A 22287-nucleotide genomic window follows, 5' to 3' on the forward strand; every position below is an offset into this window, starting at 1 on the left:
GAGAAAGCGTAAAGCCAGCGAAAATGAAAAAAGCCCTGGGAAAGTTATCCACAGGGCTTTTCTTCCATACAGCTCAGGTCATCAAGGCCTGGTCAGGATCATTCCCACTCAATCGTCGCCGGCGGCTTGCTCGACACGTCATACGTCACGCGGGAGATGCCTTCGATTTCGTTGATGATCCGCCCGGAAACGGTTTCCAGCAGCTCGTACGGCAGGTGCGCCCAGCGAGCGGTCATGAAGTCGATGGTTTCCACGGCGCGCAGGGCCACGACCCAGGCGTAGCGACGGCCATCGCCGACCACGCCCACCGATTTCACCGGTTGGAACACCACGAACGCCTGGCTGACCTTGTGGTACCAGTCGGCCTTACGCAGTTCTTCGATGAAGATGTGGTCGGCGCGACGCAGCAGGTCGGCGTATTCCTTCTTCACTTCACCAAGGATCCGCACGCCCAGGCCCGGGCCTGGGAATGGGTGGCGGTAGACCATATCGTACGGCAGGCCCAGTTCCAGGCCGAGGCGACGCACCTCGTCCTTGAACAACTCGCGCAGCGGCTCGACCAGCTTGAGGTTCATTTCCTCTGGCAGGCCACCGACGTTGTGGTGGGACTTGATCACGTGGGCCTTGCCGCTCTTGGCGCCGGCCGACTCGATCACGTCGGGGTAGATGGTGCCTTGAGCCAGGTACTTGATGTTGTCCAGCTTGCAGGATTCGGCATCGAATACGTCGATGAAGGTGCGGCCGATGATCTTGCGCTTCTTCTCCGGGTCGGACTCGCCGGCCAGGTTGTTCAGGAACTGCTCTTCGGCGTTGGCGCGGATCACCTTGACGCCCATGTTCTCGGCAAACATGGCCATCACTTGCTCGCCTTCGTGCAGGCGCAGCAGGCCGTTGTCGACGAAGACGCAGGTCAACTGGTCGCCGATGGCCTTGTGCAGCAACGCGGCAACCACCGAGGAGTCCACGCCGCCGGACAAGCCGAGCAGTACGTTGTCGGTGCCAACCTGGGCGCGAACCTGGGCGATGGCGTCTTCAGCGATTTTCGATGGTGTCCACAGGGCTTCGCACTCGCAGATATCGAGGATGAAGCGCGACAGGATGCGACCGCCTTGCTTGGTATGGGTCACTTCCGGGTGGAACTGCACGCCGTAGTAACGGCGATCATCGTTGAACATGCCGGCAATCGGGCAGCTCGGAGTGCTGGCCAGGATATGGAAGTCTTCCGGCATCCTGGTGACCTTGTCACCGTGGCTCATCCACACGTCGAGGCCAAACAGGCCGTCGGCGTCGATGTGGTCTTCGATGCCGTCCAACAGGCGGCTCTTGCCGACCACGTCGACGCGGGCATAACCGAACTCACGCAGGTCGGAGCCTTCTACCTTACCGCCCAGCTGTTCAGCCATGGTCTGCATGCCGTAGCAGATACCGAAGACCGGCACGCCCAGGTCGAACACCGCTTGCGGGCAACGCGGGCTGTCGGCTTCGTGCACAGACTCGGGGCCGCCGGCGAGGATGACGCCTTTAGGCGCGAATTCGCGAATCGCTTCGTCATCCATGTCGAACGGATGCAATTCGCAGTACACGCCGATTTCACGCACGCGGCGGGCGATCAGCTGGGTGTACTGGGAACCGAAGTCGAGGATCAGGATGCGGTGAGCGTGAATGTCGAGGGCCATGACTCATTCTCATGTAGTGAATCAGAAACAACTCGGGGCTGAATGAACAGCCCCGGTGATTAACGTTTTGCTGAAGGCCTTAACCTACGCGGTAGTTCGGCGCTTCCTTGGTGATCTGTACGTCGTGGACATGGGACTCGGCCATGCCGGCGCCGGTGATGCGCACGAACTCCGGCTTGGTGCGCATCTCTTCGATGTTGGCGCTGCCGGTGTAGCCCATGGAAGAACGCAAGCCGCCCATCAGTTGATGGATGATGGCGCTCAGGGTGCCTTTGTACGGCACGCGACCTTCGATGCCTTCGGGCACCAGCTTCTCGGCACCCGCGGAGGAGTCCTGGAAGTAACGGTCGGAGGAGCCCTGGGCCTGGGACATGGCGCCCAGCGAGCCCATGCCGCGGTAAGCCTTGTAGCTGCGACCCTGGAACAGTTCGATCTCGCCCGGCGCTTCTTCAGTACCGGCAAACATCGACCCCATCATCACGCAGGAGGCCCCGGCGACGATGGCCTTGGACAGGTCACCGGAGAAGCGGATGCCGCCGTCGGCGATCAACGGTACGCCAGTGCCTTCAAGGGCTGCGGCGACGTTGGCGATAGCGCTGATCTGCGGCACGCCGACACCGGCAACGATGCGGGTGGTGCAGATCGAGCCTGGGCCGATACCGACCTTGACCGCATCGGCGCCAGCTTCGGCCAGGGCCTTGGCGGCAGCGCCGGTGGCGATGTTGCCGCCGATCACCTGCACTTCAGGGAAGTTCTGCTTGACCCAGCGAACGCGGTCGATCACGCCTTTGGAGTGACCGTGGGCGGTGTCGACCACCACCACGTCGACGCCGGCATTGACCAGGGCCGCGACGCGGTCGCCAGTGTCCTTGCCGGTGCCGACCGCAGCGCCTACGCGCAGACGACCCTGGTCGTCCTTACTGGCCAGCGGATAAGCCTTGGCTTTTTCGATGTCATTGACGGTCATCATGCCCTTGAGGGCGAACTTGTCGTCGACGATCAGCACGCGCTCGATGCGGTGCTTGTGCAGCAACTCGCGAACTTCGTCCTTGCCGATGCCTTCCTTGACCGTGACCAGACGCTCTTTAGGCGTCATCACCTGACGGACGGTGGCGTCCAGGCGGTTCTCGAAACGCACGTCGCGGGAGGTGACGATGCCGACCAGGTCACCATCGTGCAGCACCGGAACGCCGGAGATGTTGTGCATGCGGGTCAGTTCGAACAGATCGCGAACCGTGGCGTCAGCCTCGATGGTGATCGGGTCCTTGACCACGCCAGCCTCGAACCGCTTGACCTTGCGCACTTCGGCGGCCTGCTGTTCGATGGTCATGTTTTTGTGGATGATACCGATACCGCCTTCCTGGGCCATGGCAATGGCCAGACGGGCTTCGGTCACGGTGTCCATGGCGGCGGAAACCAACGGGATATTCAGTTCGATGCCACGGGTAAGACGGGTTTTGAGACTGACTTCGTTAGGCAGTACCTCGGAATAACCGGGCACTAGGAGAATGTCGTCGAAGGTCAGAGCTTCTTGGCTGATACGCAGCATCGCGGGGGCTCCCGAGCGGGAAAATGGAAGCGCGCCATTATATACATGCACCCCCTCTGGCTCAATGTAAAACTCTGTCTATTATTGCCGGGGTGATTGAAGGGCTAAAACCCTGCCCCACAGCCAACACATTCCCCTGTGGGAGCGAGCTTGCTCGCGATGGCGGGGTGTCATTCACTTATATGTAGCTGACCCACCGCTTTCGCGAGCAAGCTCGCTCCCACACCGGTTACCGCGTCGCCTCTATAGCTCCACCTTCACCCAACTCACCGGCTGATCCAGCCAATCGGCGAATTCATCCAGAAACGCCTGTTTGAAACCCGCTTCCAGCCAGTTATTGAAAATGAAACCCAAATTCGAGAAGCCACACGGCTGCAGGAACAGAAAGCCATTGATGTCATCTTCATGCCCACACTCTGGGCAAGTGAAGTTGTCGGTGCGGGCCGGCATCCAGTCTTCCAGGCTTTCGAACAGCGCCTCGCCGATTTCCTTGCGGCATTCGGCGCAGCCCGCTTCCTCGAGAAAGCCTTTGGCCGGGGTATAGATGCAGCGCTTGGTGATGATTTCCAAGCCATTGACCGGTTCGCCAAACGGCAAGGCCTCAGGGTGCATGACCACCTCGCGGGCGCCGGGGGCGATGGCGTGGGCCATGCGATTGCCGGTACGCCCGCAGGTGGTCAGTTGTTCTTCGACGATATTCTTGCGCACCAGCCAGCGCACAACCGCCCGGGCCCGAGGCTCGTGGACCGGCAGGGTAGAAATTTTCGGGACGATGATGCTTTGCGAATTCATGGCGAGGCCTGGCTGTTTCCCTGGCAGGGTCTGATCAAAGGCCGGCAGCTTAATCCCTGGCGGGGCCAGGTCAAGCACTCAGGTAACGCCCGATCAAGGCAATGCCGCTGGCGAGCACCAGCCAGGTCACCAATCGCACGAATGCCTCGCGCGACAACCTCATGGTCAAGCGACGCCCTACCCACAACCCCAGCGCCATGGCCGGCAACAAACACAGCGCCAGTACCAGCAAGGGTAGCTCGGCATACACACCGGCGACGATAAACAAGCTCAAGCGCACCACGGTGCTGCAACTGATCAAGGCACTTTGCGTGGCTCGGGCCGGATCTTTAGGTAGGCGGCTGTTCAGGTAGATTGCATATAAAAAGCCGCCACTGCCGAACAATGCCCCGAACATCCCGCCCACCGTGCCCATCGGAAACGCCCACAGCGATGACAACTGCGTGGGCCGGGTCTTTATCAACAGGCTGTAGATGGCATAGCTGCAGATGAACAGCCCCATCAACAGCAACAACAGGTCGGACTTGAGGTTGAGCAGGAAAATCACCCCCAGGGTGCAGCCCACTGCCATGCACGGCAGCAACCGCAGCAGCTCCGGTCGGGACACGTCCCGACGCGATGGCAACAGGTTGCCAAAGGCTGCGACAAAATCGAGCAAGACCAACAGCGGGACGATCTTCGACAGCGGCATGAACAGCAGCAGGATGGGCGCGGCCACCAGCGCCGTGCCGAAGCCGGCGATGCCGAACACGATGTAAGCCAGGGCGATGGCCAGGCCGATCAGCAGCCACTCCATAGGGGCAAATGCCCACTGGCCTAACCACGACAGAAGATTCATCCGGCACTTCCTTGATGAGGAGAGCGGGGACTTTAGCCAGATGTGTCGGGGCATATCCAACATTTGTGGTGATTGGGCTACCGCTATCGCGAGCAAGCTCGCTCCCACACTGGATCTATGCCGCACTGAAGATCAACTGTGGGAGCGAGCTTGCTCGCGATGCAGACGACTCGGTCTGATTTGTCTGCACACATGGAGATTCATCGGCGAATGCCCTTATCATGCTGCCCATGATTAAAGATCCCTTTGCCCGACTGGGCCTGGACCGCGAGGTCCTGACTGTCAGCCAGCTCAACGGCCGTGCGCGGGTGCTGCTTGAAGACGTGTTCAGCAACATCTGGGTCGAGGGCGAAATTTCCAACCTTGCCCGCCCTGCCTCCGGCCATGTGTATTTCACCCTCAAGGACAGCGGCGCCCAGGTGCGTTGCGCACTCTTCCGGCAAAATGCCGCGCGGGTGCGTCAAGCCCTCAAAGACGGACTGGCGGTGAAAGTACGCGGCAAGGTCTCACTGTTCGAGGGGCGCGGCGACTATCAGCTGATTCTCGACACCGTGGAACCGGCCGGCGATGGCGCCCTGCGCCTGGCCTTCGATGCGCTCAAGGAAAAGCTCAGCGCCGAAGGCCTGTTCAGCGCCGAGCGCAAGGTGCCGCTGCCGGCCCATCCGCAACGCATCGGCATCATCAGTTCGCCCACCGGCGCGGTGATCCGCGACATCATCAGCGTGTTCCGCCGCCGTGCGCCGCAGATTTCCCTGACGCTGATCCCCACCGCCGTACAGGGCCGCGAAGCCACGGCGCAAATCGTCCGCGCGCTGAAACTGGCGGATGCCCGGGGGTTCGATGCGCTGATCCTGGCCCGAGGCGGCGGCTCACTGGAAGACTTGTGGTGCTTCAACGAAGAAGCCGTGGCCCGGGCGGTGGACGCCTGCGTCACGCCGATCGTCAGCGCCGTCGGCCATGAAACCGACGTGTCCATCAGCGATTTCGTCGCTGACGTGCGCGCCCCGACCCCGTCCGCCGCAGCCGAACTGCTGGCCCCCGATGCCGGCGACCTGGTGCGCCGGGTCGAAAGCCTGCACCGGCGGCTGGTGATGCGCATGCGCGACCGCCTGATGCGCGATCAACTGCGCCTTGAAGGCCTGACCCGACGCCTGCGCCACCCCGGTGAGCGCCTGCGCCAGCAAGCCCAGCGCCTCGACGACCTGGACATGCGCATGCGCCGGGCCTTCGAGCGCAGCCTCAATACCCGCCGCGAACGCCTGATCCGCCTGGAAACTCGCCTGGCCGGGCAACATCCGGGGCGGCACCTGGCACTGCTGCGCCAACGCCTGGACAGCCTCGCCGCGCGCTTGCCCCGGGCCATGCGCGAGGGCCTGAAGGCGCGACGCCTGCAACTGCAAAACCAGATGCAGACGCTGCACATTGTCAGCCCCCTGGCGACCCTCGGCCGCGGCTACAGTATTTTGCTGGACGAACGCGGCCAGGCGATCCGCAACGCCGCGCAGACCCAAACCGGCCAGCGCCTGACCGCGCGGCTCGGTGAAGGCGAACTGCTGGTGCGGGTCGAAGACAATCACCTGACGCCGGTCACCCTTTCTCTATTGGATTGATTCATGCCGCGATATCTCGCCCCATTGCTCTTGCTGTGCCTGACCTTCAACGCCAACGCCGACAGTTACATCACCCGCCTGCTGAACAAACCGGTGCCCGGCGGCGTGGCCGTGGTGGACCTGGGCAGCGCGGCCCAGGCGCCAAAAGCCAGTTACCAGGGCAAACCGGTGCTGGTGGTCAAGGAAAAGGATAACTGGCTGGCGATTGTCGGCATCCCGCTGACGGTCAAGCCCGGCACCCAGCAGATCAGCAGTGGCGGCAGCACCCAGCCGTTCGTGGTCGGCTATAAAAAGTACCCCGAGCAACACATCACCCTGAAGAACAAGCGCCAGGTCAATCCGAACCCGGCGGACCTCAAACGCATCAACGCCGAACTGGCCGTGCAACTGAAGGCCTATCGCAGCTTCAGCCCGAACATCCCCAGCAACCTGCTGCTGGACAAGCCGGTCAATGGTCCGATGTCGAGCAAGTTCGGCGTGCGGCGCTTCTTCAACGGCGAAGAACGCAACCCCCACGCAGGCCTGGACTTCGCCGTGCCCGCCGGCACACCCATCAAGACTCCGGCCGCTGGCAAGGTGATCCTCACCGGCAATTACTTCTTCAATGGCAACACCGTGTTTGTCGATCACGGCCAGGGTTTCATCAGCATGTTCTGCCACATGTCGAAGATCGACGTGAAGGTCGGCCAGCAGCTCAAGCGCGGCACGGTCGTCGGCAAAGTCGGCTCCACGGGCCGGGCAACTGGCCCGCACATGCACTGGAATATCAGCCTGAACGATGCGCGGGTGGATCCGGCGATTTTTATCGGGGCATTCCAGCCCTGAGTTTTTTGCGGTGAAGCTGCCGTCATCGCGAGCAGGCTCGCTCCCACACTTGGATCTCTTGTGAACACAACATTTGTGACCAACAGAAAATCCCTGTGGGAGCGAGGCTACTCGCGATGACGGCAGCCACATCCCCACCATCCAGCGAATTGCCAAGCTCAAAACATCGACGCAATTTCCAAGATCAACACTTCGAACCTGCGCGATTAAATCGCGCAAACCCGCCTAAAAACAGAACTTATCTCAATTTTTCCCGACTGCTTGCGATCCGCCCTCCGCGCGGTTAGGGTTGAAGGCATGAAAACCTCTCACACCCTCATTCAGCTTCGCCAGCACCGCAGCCTGTGCCTCGTCAGCGCACGACTGCCGGGCTGAATCGCGGCACCTCGTTCCGGCTGTAAAGCCACCCCGTTCGAACCACCGGCAGGCCGCCTTTTCCCGGCCACGACAATAAAAGGATTCTGCGATGAGCATGCTCAAAGACCCGTCTTCCAAGTACCGCGCCTTCCCGACCATCAACCTGCCGGATCGCACCTGGCCGTCGAAGACCATCACCGCCGCGCCGATCTGGTGCAGTTCCGACCTGCGTGACGGCAATCAGTCGCTGATCGAGCCGATGGACGCCGCCAAGAAGCTGCGTTTCTGGAAAACCCTGGTCGCCGTGGGCGTGAAGGAAATCGAAGCGTCGTTCCCGGCGGCTTCGCAGACCGACTTCGACTTCGTGCGTACCCTCATCGAAGAAGGCCACATCCCGGACGACACCACCATCCAGGTGCTGACCCAGGCCCGTGAAGACCTGATCGCCCGCACGTTCGAATCCCTGCGCGGCGCGAAAAAAGCCATCGTCCACCTGTACAACGCCACCAGCCCTTCGTTCCGCCGCATCGTGTTCAACCAGGACAAGGAAGGCGTGAAGGAAATCGCGGTGAATGCGGCCAAGCTGTTCGTCAAATACGCCGCGCAGCAGCCAGAAACCCAGTGGCAGTTCGAATACTCGCCAGAAACCTTCAGCGCCACCGAGCTGGAATTCGCCAAGGAAGTCTGCGACGCAGTGATCGAGGTCTGGAACCCGACGCCTGAGCGCAAGGTCATCCTCAACCTGCCGGCCACCGTGGAAGTCGCGACTCCGAACGTCTACGCCGACCAGATCGAGTGGTTCGGTCGCAACATCACCCGTCGCGACAGCGTGCTCATCAGCCTGCACACCCATAACGACCGTGGCACCGGCGTAGCCGCCACAGAACTGGGCCTGATGGCCGGCGCCGACCGTGTCGAAGGCTGCCTGTTCGGCAACGGCGAACGCACCGGTAACGTCGACCTGGTGACCGTCGCGCTGAACCTCTACACCCAGGGCATCAACCCTGAGCTGGATTTCTCCGACATCGACGGCGTGCGCAAAGTGGTCGAAGAGTGCAACCAGATCCCGGTGCACCCGCGTCATCCGTACGTGGGCGACCTCGTTCACACCGCGTTCTCCGGCTCGCACCAGGATGCCATTCGCAAAGGTTTTGCCCAGCAGAAACCGGACACCCTGTGGGAAGTGCCGTACCTGCCGATCGATCCGGCCGACATTGGCCGCAGCTACGAGGCGGTGATCCGCGTCAACAGCCAGTCGGGCAAGGGCGGTATCGCCTACCTGCTGGAACAGGAATACGGCATCAGCCTGCCGCGTCGCATGCAGATCGAGTTCAGCCAAGTGGTTCAGCGCGAAACCGATCGCCTGGGCCTGGAAATGACCGCCCAGCAGATCCATGCCCTGCTCCACAGCGAATACCTGCAAGCCAACACCCCGTACGCGCTGGTCAGCCATCGTCTGCAGGAAGAAAACGGCAACAGCGCCGTGGAAGTCGAAGTGGCCAGCAAGGGCCAGGGCGAAACCAACCTGCACTGGCGCGGCAAGGGCAACGGCGCGCTGGAAGCGCTGGTGGCCGGGCTGCCGATTCCGGTGGAGATCATGGACTACAACGAACACGCCATCGGCGCCGGCACCAACGCCAAGGCTGCGGCGTACATCGAGCTGCGGGTCAACGGTGAGCGTGCGGTGCACGGCGTGGGCATCGATGAGAACATCACCACCGCCAGCTTCAAGGCCCTGTTCAGCGCGCTGAACCGCTCCCTGAGCCAGCCGGAAGCCAAAGCGGCCTGATGGTTTAGCTGAAATGCAAAAGGCCCTGGGGTGTGAACCCTGGGGCCTTTTTGTTTGGCGGGTGGTTTTGTACTGCCTGTCAGGGCCTCATCGCGAGCAAGCTCGCTCCCACACGGGATCTTCAGTGGGGCCGAAATCCTGTGCCCGCCTCAGCTCCCCTGTGGGAGCGAGCCTGCTCGCGATGGCGGCCTGTCAGGCAATACAAGTCTCAGGCATGGGTATCAATCGAAATAGTCATCGCCTGCAGCAAAGCGGCCTGCAAGGTCTGCAATGTGGCCTGGGTCGCCATGATCTGAGTCTGGATCGCCATGGCTTCCTGGGCTTTCTGCTCCTGGTTGGCCTGGCTTTTCTGCACGCGAGCCAACTGGGCTTGCTGCTCAGCCAGCAGCTTTTCAGTTTGCTCTATCTGTTTTTTCAGCTGCTCGATGACATCGCCGCTGCCGCTGGCTGGAGCACCGCCGATGTTCGCGCCACTGGTGTCAACTTTCAACTGGCGGTCTTTGTCTTCGCTGGCGTCAGTCGATACCGCAGGGCTGACTGCTGCTACGTCTTCCGCACCCTTGATGGAAACCTTGGGTGCAGAGAGAGGGTATGGATTTACCGTGATTGCGCTGATGCTGGTCATAAGGGACTTCTCCTTGGCTGCCCCGGTTATCGGCAAACACCAGCGCTTCTGAAGGGCTGAAACGTTTCAATCAGATGAATTCAAAACGATCGGCATCCAGGTTCGCCGGAAAGCGTGCGCGGTAAGCCGCCAGCTCCGCCGCACTCAGACACACAGTGAATACCCCGTCGGCCTCACCGGTGCTGAGCAGGGTTTCGCCCTGAAAGTCCAGCACCTGACTGTCACCGGTATAGGCAAAGCCCTTGCCGTCGTGGCCGATGCGGTTTACCGCGGCCACGTAGCACAGGTTCTCGATTGCTCGGGCCGGCAGCAAGCGGTTCCAGTGCTGGCGCCGCGCGCCGGGCCAGTTGGCGGTGTACAGCAACAGGTCGGTGTCCTCGGCGTCGCGGCTCCACACCGGGAAACGCAGGTCATAGCAAATCAGCGGGCGGATCCGCCAGCCGTTGAGTTCGAACAGCACCTGGCGCTCGCCCGGCGTGTAGTGATTATGCTCACCGGCCATGCGGAACAGATGACGCTTGTCGTAATGCAGCACTTCGCCGTCCGGTCGTGCCCAGAGCAGACGATTGCGATGGCTGCCGTCGGCGGCCTGGATAATCACACTGCCGGTGATCACCGCTCCGAGCTTCGCAGCCTGAGCCTGGAGCCACTTGTGCGAAGGACCGTTTTCCGGCTCAGCCAGGGTCTCGGACTCCATGGAAAAACCCGTGGTGAACATTTCCGGCAGGATAATCAGGTCCGCCCCGCGCGCCTGCGCAAGCAAGCCCTCGAAATGTTCCAGATTGGCCTGGCGATCGTGCCAGGCCAGGGTGGTCTGGATCAGCGCAACATTGAGATTGGGCAAGGTACTCAGATCACGCATAGTTTTTCCGCCGCTTCGCGCAGCGTCTCCTCGCGTTTGGCAAAGCACAGGCGCACCAAGCGCTGGCCTTCGGGTGGGTTCTGGTAGAACACCGAGACAGGGATCGTCGCCACGCCGTGCTCACGGGTCATCCAGACTGCCATGTCGACGTCATTGAGGTCCGGGCGGATCTGCGAGTAATCCACCAGTTGGAAATAGGTGCCGGGTACTCGCTTGAAACTGAAGCGCGAGGGGGCCAGCAAATCGCAGAACAGGTCACGCTTGGCCTGGTAGAAGTCCGGCAGTTCTTCGACGTGCTCCGGGTGATCGGCCATGTAGTCGGCCAGGGCGTACTGCAACGGCGTCACGCCGCAGAAGCTGACGTACTGATGCACCTTGCGCAGTTCCGCCGTCAGGGCGGGTGGCGCCACCACATAGCCGGTTTTCCAGCCGGTGACGTGGTAGGTCTTACCGAAGGAACTGACCACAAAGGCCCGCCGGTACAGTTCTTCATGGGCCAGGACACTGGCGTGGGCGACGCCGTCGAACACCAGGTGTTCGTAGACTTCGTCACTGATCAGGTAAATATCGCGGTCACGAATCAGCGCCGCCAACTGGTCGAGTTCGGCGCGGCTGATCAGCGCGCCACTGGGATTGTGCGGCGTGTTGAGAATGATCATGCGCGTACGCGGGCTCAGGGCTTCAGCGAGCTTCTGGAAATCGATGGCGAAATCATCCAGGCCCAATTGCACATGCACACAACGGCCACCGGCCAACTCGACGGCGGGCTCATAGCTGTCGTAGCAAGGGTCGAACACGATCACTTCGTCGCCGCTGTGAACCACTGCCGCGATGGCGCAGAAAATCGCCTGGGTCGCACCGGGGGTCACGGTCACTTCCTGGTCGGCATCGACGGTGACGCCATAGCTGCGGGCGATCTTCGCCGCGATCTGCTGGCGCAGCGCCGGCAAACCGGTCATGGGCGAGTATTGGTTATGCCCTTGGGCGACATGCCGGCCGACTGCATCGCGCAGGGCCTGCGGACCATCGAAATCGGGAAACCCCTGGGACAGATTGAGGGCGCCGGTCTGCGCGGCGAGCTGGGACATCTGGGTGAAGATAGTGATGCCGACATTCGGCAACTTGCTGGTGATCATTGGGGGTTCCCTGCGTCTACACCCGGCTCTGGTGCGGCGCGGGAGAGGTCGAGGATAGCCCAATCGCCGGGCATGAAAAAGGGTGCCACCAAGGGCACCCTTCTTACGCTGACACAACTCATACCCTGTGGGAGCGAGCTTGCTCGCGATGGCGGTGGATCAGCATGCATCCCTGTTGATGTACTGCCGCTATCGCGAGCAAGCTCGCTCCCACAGTGGAACTGCGGTGACTATCGATCAGCGTTTATCACGACGCTTCTTGTCAGCCTTCTTATGGTGCGACATCAAGCGGCGCTTCTTGTTGACCTGACGGTCGGTGAGCGTGTTCTTGTTGCCTTCGTACGGGTTCTCGCCGCCCTTGAACTCGATGCGGATCGGCGTGCCGACCAGCTTCAGGACGCGGCGATAAGTGTTTTCCAGATACCGGACGTACGACTTGGGCACCTTCTCGATCTGGTTACCGTGAATCACGATGATCGGCGGGTTGGCGCCACCCAGGTGAGCGTAACGCAGCTTGATCCGGCGGTTGTTGACCATCGGTGGCGCGTGCTCGCCGACGGCGTCTTCCAGGATCTGGGTCAGACGGTTGGTCGGCCAGCGGGTGACCGCCGACTTGAACGAGTTCTGCACCGACGCGTAGAGGTTGCCCACGCCCGTACCGTGCAAGGCCGAAATGAAGTGGATGTCGGCGAAGTCAACGAAGAACAGGCGACGCTGCAGTTCGATCTTGACGAAATCCCGTTCGCTAGGCGTCATGCCGTCCCACTTGTTGATCGCGATGACCAACGCACGGCCGGCTTCCAGGGCGAAGCCCAGCAGGTTCAGGTCGTGATCGACCACGCCTTCGCGGGCGTCCATCACGAAGATCACCACGTTGGCGTCTTTGATCGCCTGCAGGGTTTTGACCACGGAGAACTTTTCGACTTCTTCGTGGATCTTGCCGCGCTTGCGCACACCGGCCGTGTCGATCAGCGTGTACTTCTCTTCGTTGCGCTCGAACGGGATGTAGATACTGTCGCGAGTGGTGCCGGGCTGGTCGTACACGATGACCCGGTCTTCGCCGAGCATGCGGTTGACCAATGTCGACTTGCCGACGTTCGGGCGGCCGATGATGGCGATCTTGATCCCGTCTTTTTCGCTAGGGCCAGGAATGCGCTTGGCTTCCTCGCCTTCGGCAACGATTTCTTCTTCACCGTCTTCCGGTTCGTCTTCGTCGTCTTTGGGGAAATCAGCCAGGGCGATTTCCAGCATCTGGGTGATGCCACGACCATGGGCGCCGGCGATCGGGATCGCCTGGCCCATGCCCAACGGCGCGAATTCGGCGCGAGCCATGTCCGGGTCGATGTTGTCGACCTTGTTGGCCACCACGTAGGAACGCTTGTTACGTTTGCGCAGATGCTCGGCGATCATCTGGTCGGCGGCGGTAAAACCGGCCTTGGCGTCTACCAGGAACAGCACCACATCCGCTTCTTCGATGGCGAGCAGCGACTGCTCGGCCATTTTTTCGTCCATGCCGTGTTCATCACCGGAGATGCCACCGGTGTCGACCAGAATATAAGTACGCCCTTGCCACTTGGCCTCACCGTATTGGCGATCACGGGTCAGACCGGACAAGTCGCCGACAATAGCGTCGCGAGTCCTGGTCAGGCGGTTGAACAAGGTGGACTTGCCGACGTTCGGTCGGCCCACCAGGGCGATTACGGGAACCATGCGGCTCTCCACTTCGTTATTTCAGAAAATACAAAAGCCGCTGCGAGGCAGCGGCTGGTGCTCGGGGGCCATCCTGTGGGAGCGAGCCTGCTCGCGAAAGCGTTGGATCAGTCGACATCCATGCCACTGGACCACCGCATTCGCGAGCAGGCTCGCGCCCACAAAAATGAAGCCGCTTGGGATTAACCCAAGCATAGTCTTACTTGATGGTCAGGGCTTCCAGTTTGCCGCTGTTGCCATACACATAAATCATGTTGCCCACCACCAGCGGACGGGCACGCAGGCCGTCGCTGTCGATGCGCTCACGGCCGACGAAACGACCGTCCACCTGGCTGAGCAGGTGCAGGTAACCTTCCAGGTCACCGACTGCAACGTAGCTGGAGAACACTTCCGGGGCCGACAGTTGACGACGGGCCAGGGAGTCGTTGCTCCACAATGCGGTGGTGGAACGCTCGTCGACGCCTTCAACCGTGCCCGAGGACAGGCTCACGTAGACGCTGCCCAAACCCTCGGCGACGCCGGCGTAGCTGGACGCATCGCGCTGCCACAGCGGGCGACCGCTTTCCAGGTCCAGCGCCGCAACGCGTCCCTGGTAGCTGGCAACGTACAGCGTACTGCCAGACAACAGCAGGCCGCCGTCGATGTCGACCACGCGCTCCAGTTCCGAACGGCCCTGTGGGATGGCCACGCGCTGTTCCCAGACCGGCACGCCGTTGGAAATATCCAGGGCCACCACTTTACCGGTCGACAACCCGGCCACCGCGAGACGGTTGGTGACGATCGGCGCACTGGTGCCGCGCAGGGTCAGTACCGCCGGGGTGCTGTCGTACAACCAGCGCTGCTCGCCAGTGGCGGCATCCAGACCGATCAGGCTGTCATCCTGGGTCTGTACCACGACCACGTCACCGTTGGTGGCCGGCGGTGCGAGGACTTCACTGGTCACGCGAGCGCGCCATTTCTCTTCACCGCTGCTGGCGTCCAGGGCCACGATTTCGCCCTTGAGCGTGCCGATCATGACCAGCCCGTAACCCACGCCAACGGCGCCGGAAACGGGCAGTTCAAGATCCTGCTCCCACTTGACGTCGCCATTGGTGCGATCCATCGCCATCACCACGCCAGTGACGTCGGAGGCATAGATAGTGTCGCCATCGATGGCTGGCACCAGCATGTTGTAGGTTTCACCCTGGCCGTCACCGATGGAGCGACTCCATTGCTTCTGCAGCACGACTTCTTCTTTGAAGTCGGTCAGTTCGGCCGGTGGCAGTTCTTTCTTGCTGTTGCTGCTGCAACCCGCGGCCAGAATGGCCAGAGCCAGCAATGCTGCATGTTTCCAACGGATCACGTCACGCATCCCCTTTGGCCAGGTCGTCCAGCTTGATTTGCAGGCCACCGACCGCGGCTTCATCCGACAGCGCAGCCTTGGCTTTTTGGTAGGCCGCATGGGCCTCATCAGCACGACCAAGCTGTACCAGCAGGTCGCCCTTGAGTTCTTCGCGGGTCGCCAGGAACGCCTTGTCGGCATCACCGTCGAGCAGCTTCAACGCATCTTCGGCCTTGTTCTGCGCCGCCAGCACCTGCGCCAGGCGCTGACGCGCCACTTCGCCCAGGGTCGGGTTGACCGGCTTGTCGACAATGGCCTTCAGCTCGGTGGCGGCGTCGTCCAGCTTGCCGGTGTCTACCGCGACCTTGGCCACGAACAGACGGCCATATTGCGCGTAGGCCGTGCCGCCGAATTCGTTGTCGAGCTTGCCGGCCAACTCCGCCACGCGGGCAGCGTCAGGCTTGCCGTCCGGGGTCAGGGTGGTTTCCAGCAACTGCTGATAGAGCATCGAAGCGCCTTGCGCCTGGTTGCTCTGGTATTTCTGCCAGGCCTGCCAGCCGAACACGATGACCAGCGCCAACAGGCCGCCAGTGACCAGCGGCTTGCCGTTGCGCGTCCACCAGTCCTTCAAATCCGCCAGCTGTTCATCTTCGGTACTCGACACCCCAATACTCCTTAATCGCTAAATCGGCTGTTTGACAGCTTCAACCCTGCACGACGCAGGTGGCCAGGTGTGCGGCAAGCGCATCCCAGGCAATGCTTTGTTGTTCGCCCTGGCCACGCAGGGGTTTGAAACCTACCACTTGCTGGGCCAATTCGTCGTCACCGAGAATCAGTGCATACAGCGCACCACTCTTGTCGGCCTTCTTGAACTGGCTCTTGAAGCTGCCGCCGCCGGCGTTGATCTGCAGGCGCAGGTTGGGCAACTGGTCGCGGACCCGCTCGCTCAGCGCCAGGGCCGCCAGTTCGGCTGCTTCGCCGAAGGCGCACAGGTAAACGTCGACCTGACGGGCGATTTCCTGCGGGATCTTGTCCAGCGTCTCAAGCATCAACACCAGACGTTCGATGCCCATGGCAAAACCCACGCCCGAGGTCGGCTTTCCGCCCATCTGCTCCACCAGCCCGTCGTAACGGCCGCCGGCACACACAGTTCCCTGGGCGCCCAACTTGTCGGTGACCCATTCAAAGACGGTCTTGCTGTAGTAATCCAGCCCGCGGACCAGCTTCGGGTTGATGACATAGGGAATACCGACGGCATCCAGGCGCGCCTTCAGCCCCTCGAAGTGCGCACGGGATTCATCGTCGAGGTAGTCAGCCATTTTCGGCGCATCGACCAGGATCGCCTGCGTGTCGGCGTTCTTGGTATCCAACACCCGCAGCGGATTGGTCTTGAGGCGGCGCTGACTGTCTTCGTCCAGCTTGTCCAGGTGAGCGGACAGGAACTCCACCAGCGCTTCGCGGTAGCGCCCACGGGACTCGCTGGTGCCCAGGCTGTTGAGTTCGAGCTTGACCGCATCACGAATGCCCAGCTCGCCCCACAGGCGCCAGGTCAATACGATCAGCTCGGCGTCGATGTCCGGACCGTCGAGGTTGAATACCTCCAGGCCTATCTGGTGGAACTGGCGATAACGACCTTTCTGTGGACGCTCGTGGCGAAACATCGGGCCGATGTACCAGAGTTTCTGCACCTGGCCACCACCGGTAATGCCGTGCTCGAGCACTGCACGCACGCACGCCGCCGTGCCTTCGGGGCGCAAGGTCAGCGAATCGCCGTTGCGGTCTTCGAAGGTGTACATCTCTTTTTCGACGATGTCAGTCACTTCGCCGATGGAACGCTTGAACAGTTCGGTAAACTCGACGATCGGCATGCGGATCTGCCGGTAACCGTAGTTATCCAGCAAACGCGCCACGGTGCCCTCGAAATAGCGCCACAGGGGCGTCTGCTCGGGCAGGATGTCGTTCATGCCACGAATGGCTTGCAGGGACTTGCTCACAGGTAATCCTTAAATTCGTTCGACTCAACCACGCGCGATTACAGCAGCGTCGGCCTCGACCTTTTCGGCCGCTTTCTGGCGGATCAGCCGTTCCAGTTCATCCACCAGATTGTCATTCGTCAGTTTCTGCGACGGCTTGCCGTCGATGTAAATCAGGTTCGGTGTACCGCCGGTGAGGCCGATATGGGCCTCCTTGGCTTCACCCGGCCCGTTGACCACGCAACCAATCACCGCGACATCCAACGGCACCAGCAGGTCTTCCAGGCGCCCTTCCAGCTCGTTCATGGTCTTGACCACATCAAAGTTCTGCCGCGAGCAGCTTGGGCAGGCGATGAAATTGATGCCACGGGAACGCAGGTGCAGGGACTTGAGAATGTCGTAGCCGACTTTCACTTCCTCCACCGGATCGGCCGCCAACGAGATGCGGATGGTATCGCCAATTCCTTCGGCGAGCAGCATACCGAGGCCGACGGCGGATTTCACCGTGCCCGAACGCAACCCACCGGCCTCGGTGATGCCCAGGTGCAGCGGCTGGACGATTTCCTTGGCCAGCAAGCGATAGGCTTCGACGGCCATGAACACGTCGGAAGCCTTCACGCTGACCTTGAAGTCCTGGAAGTTCAGGCGCTCCAGGTGCTCGACATGGCGCAGGGCCGACTCCACCAGTGCAGCCGGGGTCGGTTCGCCGTATTTCTTTTGCAGGTCTTTTTCCAGGGAACCGGCGTTGACGCCGATGCGGATCGGAATACCACGGTCGCGGGCGGCATCCACCACCGCACGCACGCGGTCTTCGCGACCGATGTTGCCCGGGTTGATGCGCAGGCAGTCCACACCCAGCTCGGCCACGCGTAGGGCGATGCGGTAGTCGAAGTGAATGTCGGCCACCAGCGGCACTTTGACCAACTGCTTGATTTTGCCGAACGCCTCGGCGGCGTCCATGTCCGGCACGGAAACCCGCACGATGTCGACACCGGCGGCTTCCAGTCGGTTGATCTGCGCAACGGTGGCGGCCACGTCGTTGGTGTCGCTGTTGGTCATGCTTTGCACAGCGATGGGCGCATCGCCGCCAACAGGAACGTTGCCGACCCAGATCTTTCGCGATTCGCGACGTTTGATTGGAGATTCGCCGTGCATGACTTATTGACCCAACTTCAGGCGAGCGGTCTCGCCACTGGTGAACGGAGCCACGTCGACCGGTTGGCCGTTGTAGCTGACCTGCGCGCCACGGGCATAACCCAGGCGCACGGCAAACGGCGGCGTGCCGTTGACGGAAGTGCTGTCGCCCTTGCGCTTGAGGCCACTGAACAGCACCTTGCCGGTGCCATCGGTGATCTGCGTCCAGCAGTCGGCGGTAAATTGAATCTGTACCTGGCCTTGACCGGCTGCGGGAGCGACGGGCGCTACCGCAGTGGTGGAGGCTGTCGGAGTTGCTGGCGCTGCGGCTGGCGCAGCCGGAGTCTCGACGACAGGGGCTGGTGTGCTCGGTACAGCTGGCGCTTGAGTAGCCGGCGCATTGGCGGTCGGGGCTGGCGTGGCGGGTGCAGCAGGCGCGTCTGCCGGAGCGGCCGGCACACTCGGTTCAGCACCGACGGCCGGATCTGCGCCATCCTGCCCCTGAGGCAACACCAGGTTGGTCTCCCCTGCGCTCTGGCCTTCCACCACAGCCTGATCTTCCGGCTCATCCAGCGGATGTATGCGGGTGGTGCCGTCGGCGCCTTCGACCTCGACATGCTCAGGGTTCATGGCGATGGGATCCTTGGCGCGCAAGGCGGCCTGGTCCTGCCACCAGAGGAAACCGCCACCAATCACCGCGATCAACAGCAACAAACTGACGATTCGCAAAATGGTGTGGGAAACGCGAACCGGCTCTTCGATGCGGCCCAGGCTGTGCACGCTGCTGCCCTGGGCGTCGGAACCGGTGTATTGATCGAATTGCTGGACCAGTTCGGTCTGGTCCATGCCGAGCAATTTGGCGTAGGCACGGATGTAGCCCCGAGCGAAAGTATGCCCAGGCAATTTATCGAACGCGCCGGCTTCCAGGTTGCCCAGGGAAGCCACGGTGAGATTGAGCTTGAGGGCCACCTCTGCCAGCGACCAACCATTGCTTTCGCGAGCTTGGCGCAGGGTCTCACCGGGATTTACGCGAGTCGCTGCTACAACTTCAGGATGCGCCGCTTTCATCATTGCTCCGACAGGTATTGCTGATATTCCGGCGTACCGGGATAGAGTCTTTTTAGTTGCAGGCCAAAACTGGCGGCCTTGTCACGATCTTCGAACACATGGGCCAGCCGAACACCGAGCAATAGACTACGTGCATTTTGCTCGCTCAGCAGGCTAAAACGTTCGTAATAATCGCGCGCGGGCACATAATGCCTGTCTTCGTAAGACAACTCAGCCATTTCCAGCAATGCCCGTGGCTGCTGGCGGTTGAGCCGCAGCGCTTTTTCAAGCTGCTGGCGAGCCAGATCACGCTGGCCGAGTTTCGAGGCCGTCATGCCCAGGTTTTCAAACACCCGCGAACGCTCGGGGTAAAGGGTATCGGCGGTCGCCTGCTCGAAGCGCTCGTAGGCCTCTTTGTAACGCTTCTGCTCGAAAAGGAAGCTGCCGTAGTTGTTCAGGATCCGCGCATCCTGCGGCACGGCGGAGAGCGCCTTGCGAAAATGCGCGTCGGCCAGTTCAGGTTCCATCTCGGCCTGGAATACCAACGCCAGGGCCGCGTTGGCATCAGCATCTGAATCGTCCAGCTCCAGGGCTTTCTTGAGCGGCACCTTGGCCCGCTCGGTCATGCCCTGTTGCAGATAGCCTATGCCCAATTGCACATAGGCTTCACGCGCCTCGTCGCGCCCCTTGCTGGTTTTCATGGGGTTGTAGTCACCCGACAGAACACAGCCGGTGCAAAGACCGGCCAACAGCAACAGCAGCGCGAAGCGCAGGGACATAGAGTTCCTCTCTTAGTGACTGTTCGCAGCGTTTTGCGCAACATCGTCGGCGGCGTTCAACTCACGCACGGCAATGTAGCGTTCACTGCGACGGGTGCGATCCAGCACCTGTCCTACCAATTGGCCACACGCGGCATCGATGTCTTCGCCGCGGGTGGTACGCACGGTGACGTTGAAGCCCGCGTGATGAAGCTGGTCCTGGAAGCGACGAATCGCGTTGTTGCTCGGACGCTCGTAACCGGAATGCGGGAACGGGTTGAACGGGATCAGGTTGATCTTGCAAGGGATGTTCTTGAGCAGCTCGATCATCTCGACCGCGTGTTCAACCTTGTCGTTCACGTCCTTGAGCAGCGTGTACTCGATGGTCAGCACGCGTTTTTCGCCCAGGGACGACATGTAGCGCTGACACGATTCCAGCAGCATCTTAAGCGGATATTTCTTGTTGATCGGCACCAATTGGTTACGCAATGCGTCATTGGGTGCGTGCAGCGACAACGCCAGGGAGACGTCGATGTGCTTGGCCAGCTCATCGATCATCGGCACCACGCCGGAGGTGGACAGGGTCACTCGGCGCTTGGAGATGCCATAACCCAGATCATCCATCATCAGGTGCATGGCAGCGATGACGTTGTCGAAGTTCAGCAGCGGCTCACCCATGCCCATCATCACCACGTTGGTGATGGCACGGTCGACGGTCGCCGGGACGCTGCCAAAGGATTTGTTGGCAATCCACACCTGGCCGATCACTTCGGCGGCGGTGAGGTTGCTATTGAAGCCTTGCTTGCCGGTGGAGCAGAAACTGCAATCCAGGGCACAGCCTGCCTGGGACGAAACGCACAAGGTGCCGCGTTTGCCCTGGGGAATGTAGACGGTCTCGACGCAGCTGCCGGACGCCACGCGCACCACCCACTTACGGGTGCCGTCGCTGGAGATGTCCTCGCTGACCACTTCCGGACCGCGAATTTCAGCAACGGCCTTGAGCTTTTCGCGCAGGGCCTTGCTGACATTCGTCATGGCGTCGAAGTCGTCGACGCCAAAGTGGTGAATCCATTTCATCACCTGGCCGGCACGGAAACGCTTCTCCCCGATCGAGTCGAAGAATTTCTCCATTTCCGGCTGGGTCAGGCCCAACAGGTTGGTTTTGCCGTTCGATGTAGTCATGGATTCACCTTCACTCAAAAGCCTGGGCTTAGCGAGTGGTTACTTCAGTAGCGGAGAAAAAGTAAGCGATTTCGCGAGCAGCAGCGGCTTCGGAGTCCGAACCGTGAACGGCGTTGGCGTCGATCGACTCAGCGAAGTCAGCACGGATGGTGCCGGCAGCAGCTTCTTTAGGGTTGGTGGCGCCCATCAGCTCACGGTTGCGAGCAATGGCGTTTTCGCCTTCCAGCACCTGAACGACAACCGGACCGGAAGTCATGAAGGCAACCAGCTCACCGAAGAAGCCGCGCTCGCTGTGCTCAGCGTAGAAGCCTTCGGCTTCGGCCTTGGACAGTTGCTTCATTTTCGAAGCTACAACGCGCAGGCCAGCGTCTTCGAAGCGGGTAACGATCTTGCCGATCACGTTTTTAGCAACGGCGTCAGGCTTGATGATGGAGAAAGTACGTTGAACAGCCATGGTGTAACTCCAGAAACGGTAATTTGCGAAAAATTAAACCCGCGAATTATACGCGGGTTCAGGGGTATTGCCTAACTGCGTAAGGGAAGCTTCAGTCCTGCTCTTCTTTCCAGGCAGTCTGGATCGCTTCAAGGACCTTTTCACCGCCGCGATCCCGATCGTCGTCAAACCCCGGCAAAGCCATGACCATGTCACGCAATGCCACAAAGTTTACCGAATAGGGATCCGTATCCGGATAACCATCAGCCAACAGGATAGCGATCTCTTGTACATCAACCCATTTAAGGCCCATGACAGCTCCTTGAATCAGTGCGGCGCTTCGGCAGCGTGGTTAAGCGAGTATCTTGGGATTTCGACAGTCAGGTCTTCCGTACCGACAATCGCCTGACAGCCCAGGCGCGATTGCGCTTCCAGGCCCCAGGCCCGATCGAGGAAGTCCTCTTCCAGCTCGTCTGCCTCTTCGAGCGAATCGAAGCCCTCGCGAATAATGCAATGGCAAGTCGTGCACGCACAGACGCCGCCACAGGCACTTTCCATCTCGATATGGTGCTCATGGGCCAGCTCGAGAATGGAAATTCCGGGCTCACACTCCACGACCATGCCCTCGGGACAGAACTTCTCGTGGGGCAGAAAAATCACCTGCGGCATC

Annotated in this window: 21 protein-coding genes; 3 read left to right on the forward strand and 18 right to left on the reverse strand. The window is 61.0% G+C overall.

The features are described 5' to 3' along the window. Window positions 1-98: 98 nt before the first annotated feature. From guaA to PSEUDOMOFG3G_RS21565, 4 genes are all read right to left on the reverse strand, one after another. The gene (gene guaA / locus PSEUDOMOFG3G_RS21550; RefSeq protein ID WP_139051090.1) at window positions 99-1676 is read right to left on the reverse strand and encodes a glutamine-hydrolyzing GMP synthase; all 1578 of its coding nucleotides are present in this window, start codon (window positions 1674-1676) and stop codon (window positions 99-101) included. A gap of 79 nt (window positions 1677-1755) precedes the next feature. Continuing rightward, window positions 1756-3225, reverse strand: coding sequence for an IMP dehydrogenase (gene guaB, locus PSEUDOMOFG3G_RS21555; protein ID WP_047227487.1), 1470 nt, complete (start codon window positions 3223-3225; stop codon window positions 1756-1758). A gap of 243 nt (window positions 3226-3468) precedes the next feature. Then, window positions 3469-4017: a sugar ABC transporter ATPase gene (locus tag PSEUDOMOFG3G_RS21560; protein ID WP_139051091.1), complete on the reverse strand. Its 549-nt coding sequence runs from the start codon at window positions 4015-4017 to the stop codon at window positions 3469-3471. Between the two features lie 70 nt (window positions 4018-4087). Continuing rightward, window positions 4088-4855, reverse strand: a complete 768-nt coding sequence (locus PSEUDOMOFG3G_RS21565) for a sulfite exporter TauE/SafE family protein (protein WP_139051092.1) — start codon at window positions 4853-4855, stop codon at window positions 4088-4090. 230 nt (window positions 4856-5085) lie between these two features. On the opposite strand from PSEUDOMOFG3G_RS21565, the gene xseA reads away from it, so the two are divergent. The 3 genes from xseA (at window position 5086) to leuA (ending at window position 9436) form a co-directional block, all read left to right on the forward strand. Next, complete coding sequence (gene xseA, locus PSEUDOMOFG3G_RS21570; RefSeq protein ID WP_139051124.1) at window positions 5086-6465, forward strand: exodeoxyribonuclease VII large subunit; 1380 nt, start codon at window positions 5086-5088, stop codon at window positions 6463-6465. A gap of 3 nt (window positions 6466-6468) precedes the next feature. Further along, complete coding sequence (locus PSEUDOMOFG3G_RS21575; RefSeq protein WP_047227485.1) at window positions 6469-7290, forward strand: peptidoglycan DD-metalloendopeptidase family protein; 822 nt, start codon at window positions 6469-6471, stop codon at window positions 7288-7290. 466 nt (window positions 7291-7756) lie between these two features. Continuing rightward, the gene (gene leuA / locus PSEUDOMOFG3G_RS21580) at window positions 7757-9436 is read left to right on the forward strand and encodes a 2-isopropylmalate synthase (protein WP_047227484.1); all 1680 of its coding nucleotides are present in this window, start codon (window positions 7757-7759) and stop codon (window positions 9434-9436) included. Between the two features lie 208 nt (window positions 9437-9644). On the opposite strand, the gene PSEUDOMOFG3G_RS21585 is transcribed toward leuA, so the two are convergent. The 14 genes from PSEUDOMOFG3G_RS21585 to fdx all read right to left on the reverse strand — a co-directional run bounded on the left by PSEUDOMOFG3G_RS21585 (window position 9645) and on the right by fdx (window position 22286). After that, entirely contained in the window at window positions 9645-10061 is a 417-nt protein-coding gene (locus PSEUDOMOFG3G_RS21585; protein WP_139051093.1) for a hypothetical protein, read from the reverse strand. A 70-nt stretch (window positions 10062-10131) separates the two neighbouring features. Continuing rightward, window positions 10132-10923 carry an amidohydrolase gene (locus tag PSEUDOMOFG3G_RS21590; RefSeq protein WP_076386229.1) on the reverse strand — a complete coding sequence of 264 codons (792 nt, stop codon included), beginning with the start codon at window positions 10921-10923 and terminating at the stop codon, window positions 10132-10134. Continuing rightward, window positions 10911-12059 carry a pyridoxal phosphate-dependent aminotransferase gene (locus PSEUDOMOFG3G_RS21595; RefSeq protein WP_139051094.1) on the reverse strand — a complete coding sequence of 383 codons (1149 nt, stop codon included), beginning with the start codon at window positions 12057-12059 and terminating at the stop codon, window positions 10911-10913. The genes PSEUDOMOFG3G_RS21590 and PSEUDOMOFG3G_RS21595 overlap by 13 nt, the downstream gene beginning before the upstream one ends. A 237-nt stretch (window positions 12060-12296) precedes the next feature. Further along, window positions 12297-13769, reverse strand: a complete 1473-nt coding sequence (gene der, locus PSEUDOMOFG3G_RS21600) for a ribosome biogenesis GTPase Der (RefSeq protein ID WP_047227481.1) — start codon at window positions 13767-13769, stop codon at window positions 12297-12299. Between the two features lie 199 nt (window positions 13770-13968). Then, the gene (bamB, locus tag PSEUDOMOFG3G_RS21605) at window positions 13969-15120 is read right to left on the reverse strand and encodes an outer membrane protein assembly factor BamB (protein WP_047227480.1); all 1152 of its coding nucleotides are present in this window, start codon (window positions 15118-15120) and stop codon (window positions 13969-13971) included. Then, the gene (locus tag PSEUDOMOFG3G_RS21610; protein WP_047227479.1) at window positions 15113-15754 is read right to left on the reverse strand and encodes a tetratricopeptide repeat protein; all 642 of its coding nucleotides are present in this window, start codon (window positions 15752-15754) and stop codon (window positions 15113-15115) included. The genes bamB and PSEUDOMOFG3G_RS21610 overlap by 8 nt, the downstream gene beginning before the upstream one ends. A 40-nt stretch (window positions 15755-15794) precedes the next feature. Further along, the gene (gene hisS, locus PSEUDOMOFG3G_RS21615; protein ID WP_047227478.1) at window positions 15795-17084 is read right to left on the reverse strand and encodes a histidine--tRNA ligase; all 1290 of its coding nucleotides are present in this window, start codon (window positions 17082-17084) and stop codon (window positions 15795-15797) included. Between the two features lie 24 nt (window positions 17085-17108). Further along, complete coding sequence (ispG, locus tag PSEUDOMOFG3G_RS21620) at window positions 17109-18218, reverse strand: flavodoxin-dependent (E)-4-hydroxy-3-methylbut-2-enyl-diphosphate synthase (protein ID WP_003185136.1); 1110 nt, start codon at window positions 18216-18218, stop codon at window positions 17109-17111. Between the two features lie 3 nt (window positions 18219-18221). Then, window positions 18222-19265: a RodZ family helix-turn-helix domain-containing protein gene (locus PSEUDOMOFG3G_RS21625; protein ID WP_047227477.1), complete on the reverse strand. Its 1044-nt coding sequence runs from the start codon at window positions 19263-19265 to the stop codon at window positions 18222-18224. Then, window positions 19265-20023, reverse strand: a complete 759-nt coding sequence (pilW, locus tag PSEUDOMOFG3G_RS21630; RefSeq protein ID WP_047227476.1) for a type IV pilus biogenesis/stability protein PilW — start codon at window positions 20021-20023, stop codon at window positions 19265-19267. Before pilW ends, PSEUDOMOFG3G_RS21625 begins: the two co-directional genes overlap by 1 nt. A 12-nt stretch (window positions 20024-20035) precedes the next feature. Beyond that, entirely contained in the window at window positions 20036-21184 is a 1149-nt protein-coding gene (gene rlmN / locus PSEUDOMOFG3G_RS21635; protein ID WP_047227475.1) for a 23S rRNA (adenine(2503)-C(2))-methyltransferase RlmN, read from the reverse strand. Window positions 21185-21212: 28 nt separating this feature from the next. Then, a complete protein-coding gene (gene ndk / locus PSEUDOMOFG3G_RS21640; RefSeq protein WP_042727994.1) occupies window positions 21213-21638 on the reverse strand; it encodes a nucleoside-diphosphate kinase in 426 nt (141 codons plus the stop codon). Window positions 21639-21729: 91 nt separating this feature from the next. Beyond that, entirely contained in the window at window positions 21730-21930 is a 201-nt protein-coding gene (iscX, locus tag PSEUDOMOFG3G_RS21645) for a Fe-S cluster assembly protein IscX (protein WP_139051095.1), read from the reverse strand. A gap of 14 nt (window positions 21931-21944) precedes the next feature. Further along, window positions 21945-22286, reverse strand: a complete 342-nt coding sequence (fdx, locus tag PSEUDOMOFG3G_RS21650) for an ISC system 2Fe-2S type ferredoxin (protein ID WP_076386240.1) — start codon at window positions 22284-22286, stop codon at window positions 21945-21947. Window position 22287 lies beyond the last annotated feature (1 nt).

Origin of the sequence: Pseudomonas sp. FG-3G (genome assembly GCF_901007645.1) — a bacterium.
GTDB lineage: Bacteria > Pseudomonadota > Gammaproteobacteria > Pseudomonadales > Pseudomonadaceae > Aquipseudomonas > Aquipseudomonas rhizophila.

What these genes read in the sequence shown, in the direction of transcription:
- PSEUDOMOFG3G_RS21575 (WP_047227485.1), top strand. Translation starts at nt 6,469, where the DNA reads ATGCCGCGATATCTCGCCCCATTGCTCTTGCTGTGCCTGACCTTCAAC.
- fdx (WP_076386240.1), bottom strand. Translation starts at nt 22,286, where the DNA reads ATGCCGCAGGTGATTTTTCTGCCCCACGAGAAGTTCTGTCCCGAGGGC.
- guaB (WP_047227487.1), bottom strand. Translation starts at nt 3,225, where the DNA reads ATGCTGCGTATCAGCCAAGAAGCTCTGACCTTCGACGACATTCTCCTA.
- PSEUDOMOFG3G_RS21565 (WP_139051092.1), bottom strand. Translation starts at nt 4,855, where the DNA reads ATGAATCTTCTGTCGTGGTTAGGCCAGTGGGCATTTGCCCCTATGGAG.
- bamB (WP_047227480.1), bottom strand. Translation starts at nt 15,120, where the DNA reads ATGCGTGACGTGATCCGTTGGAAACATGCAGCATTGCTGGCTCTGGCC.
- PSEUDOMOFG3G_RS21625 (WP_047227477.1), bottom strand. Translation starts at nt 19,265, where the DNA reads ATGAAAGCGGCGCATCCTGAAGTTGTAGCAGCGACTCGCGTAAATCCC.
- PSEUDOMOFG3G_RS21595 (WP_139051094.1), bottom strand. Translation starts at nt 12,059, where the DNA reads ATGATCACCAGCAAGTTGCCGAATGTCGGCATCACTATCTTCACCCAG.
- ndk (WP_042727994.1), bottom strand. Translation starts at nt 21,638, where the DNA reads ATGGCTGTTCAACGTACTTTCTCCATCATCAAGCCTGACGCCGTTGCT.
- der (WP_047227481.1), bottom strand. Translation starts at nt 13,769, where the DNA reads ATGGTTCCCGTAATCGCCCTGGTGGGCCGACCGAACGTCGGCAAGTCC.
- pilW (WP_047227476.1), bottom strand. Translation starts at nt 20,023, where the DNA reads ATGTCCCTGCGCTTCGCGCTGCTGTTGCTGTTGGCCGGTCTTTGCACC.
- iscX (WP_139051095.1), bottom strand. Translation starts at nt 21,930, where the DNA reads ATGGGCCTTAAATGGGTTGATGTACAAGAGATCGCTATCCTGTTGGCT.
- PSEUDOMOFG3G_RS21560 (WP_139051091.1), bottom strand. Translation starts at nt 4,017, where the DNA reads ATGAATTCGCAAAGCATCATCGTCCCGAAAATTTCTACCCTGCCGGTC.
- PSEUDOMOFG3G_RS21585 (WP_139051093.1), bottom strand. Translation starts at nt 10,061, where the DNA reads ATGACCAGCATCAGCGCAATCACGGTAAATCCATACCCTCTCTCTGCA.
- xseA (WP_139051124.1), top strand. Translation starts at nt 5,086, where the DNA reads ATGATTAAAGATCCCTTTGCCCGACTGGGCCTGGACCGCGAGGTCCTG.
- guaA (WP_139051090.1), bottom strand. Translation starts at nt 1,676, where the DNA reads ATGGCCCTCGACATTCACGCTCACCGCATCCTGATCCTCGACTTCGGT.
- PSEUDOMOFG3G_RS21590 (WP_076386229.1), bottom strand. Translation starts at nt 10,923, where the DNA reads ATGCGTGATCTGAGTACCTTGCCCAATCTCAATGTTGCGCTGATCCAG.
- ispG (WP_003185136.1), bottom strand. Translation starts at nt 18,218, where the DNA reads ATGCACGGCGAATCTCCAATCAAACGTCGCGAATCGCGAAAGATCTGG.
- rlmN (WP_047227475.1), bottom strand. Translation starts at nt 21,184, where the DNA reads ATGACTACATCGAACGGCAAAACCAACCTGTTGGGCCTGACCCAGCCG.
- leuA (WP_047227484.1), top strand. Translation starts at nt 7,757, where the DNA reads ATGAGCATGCTCAAAGACCCGTCTTCCAAGTACCGCGCCTTCCCGACC.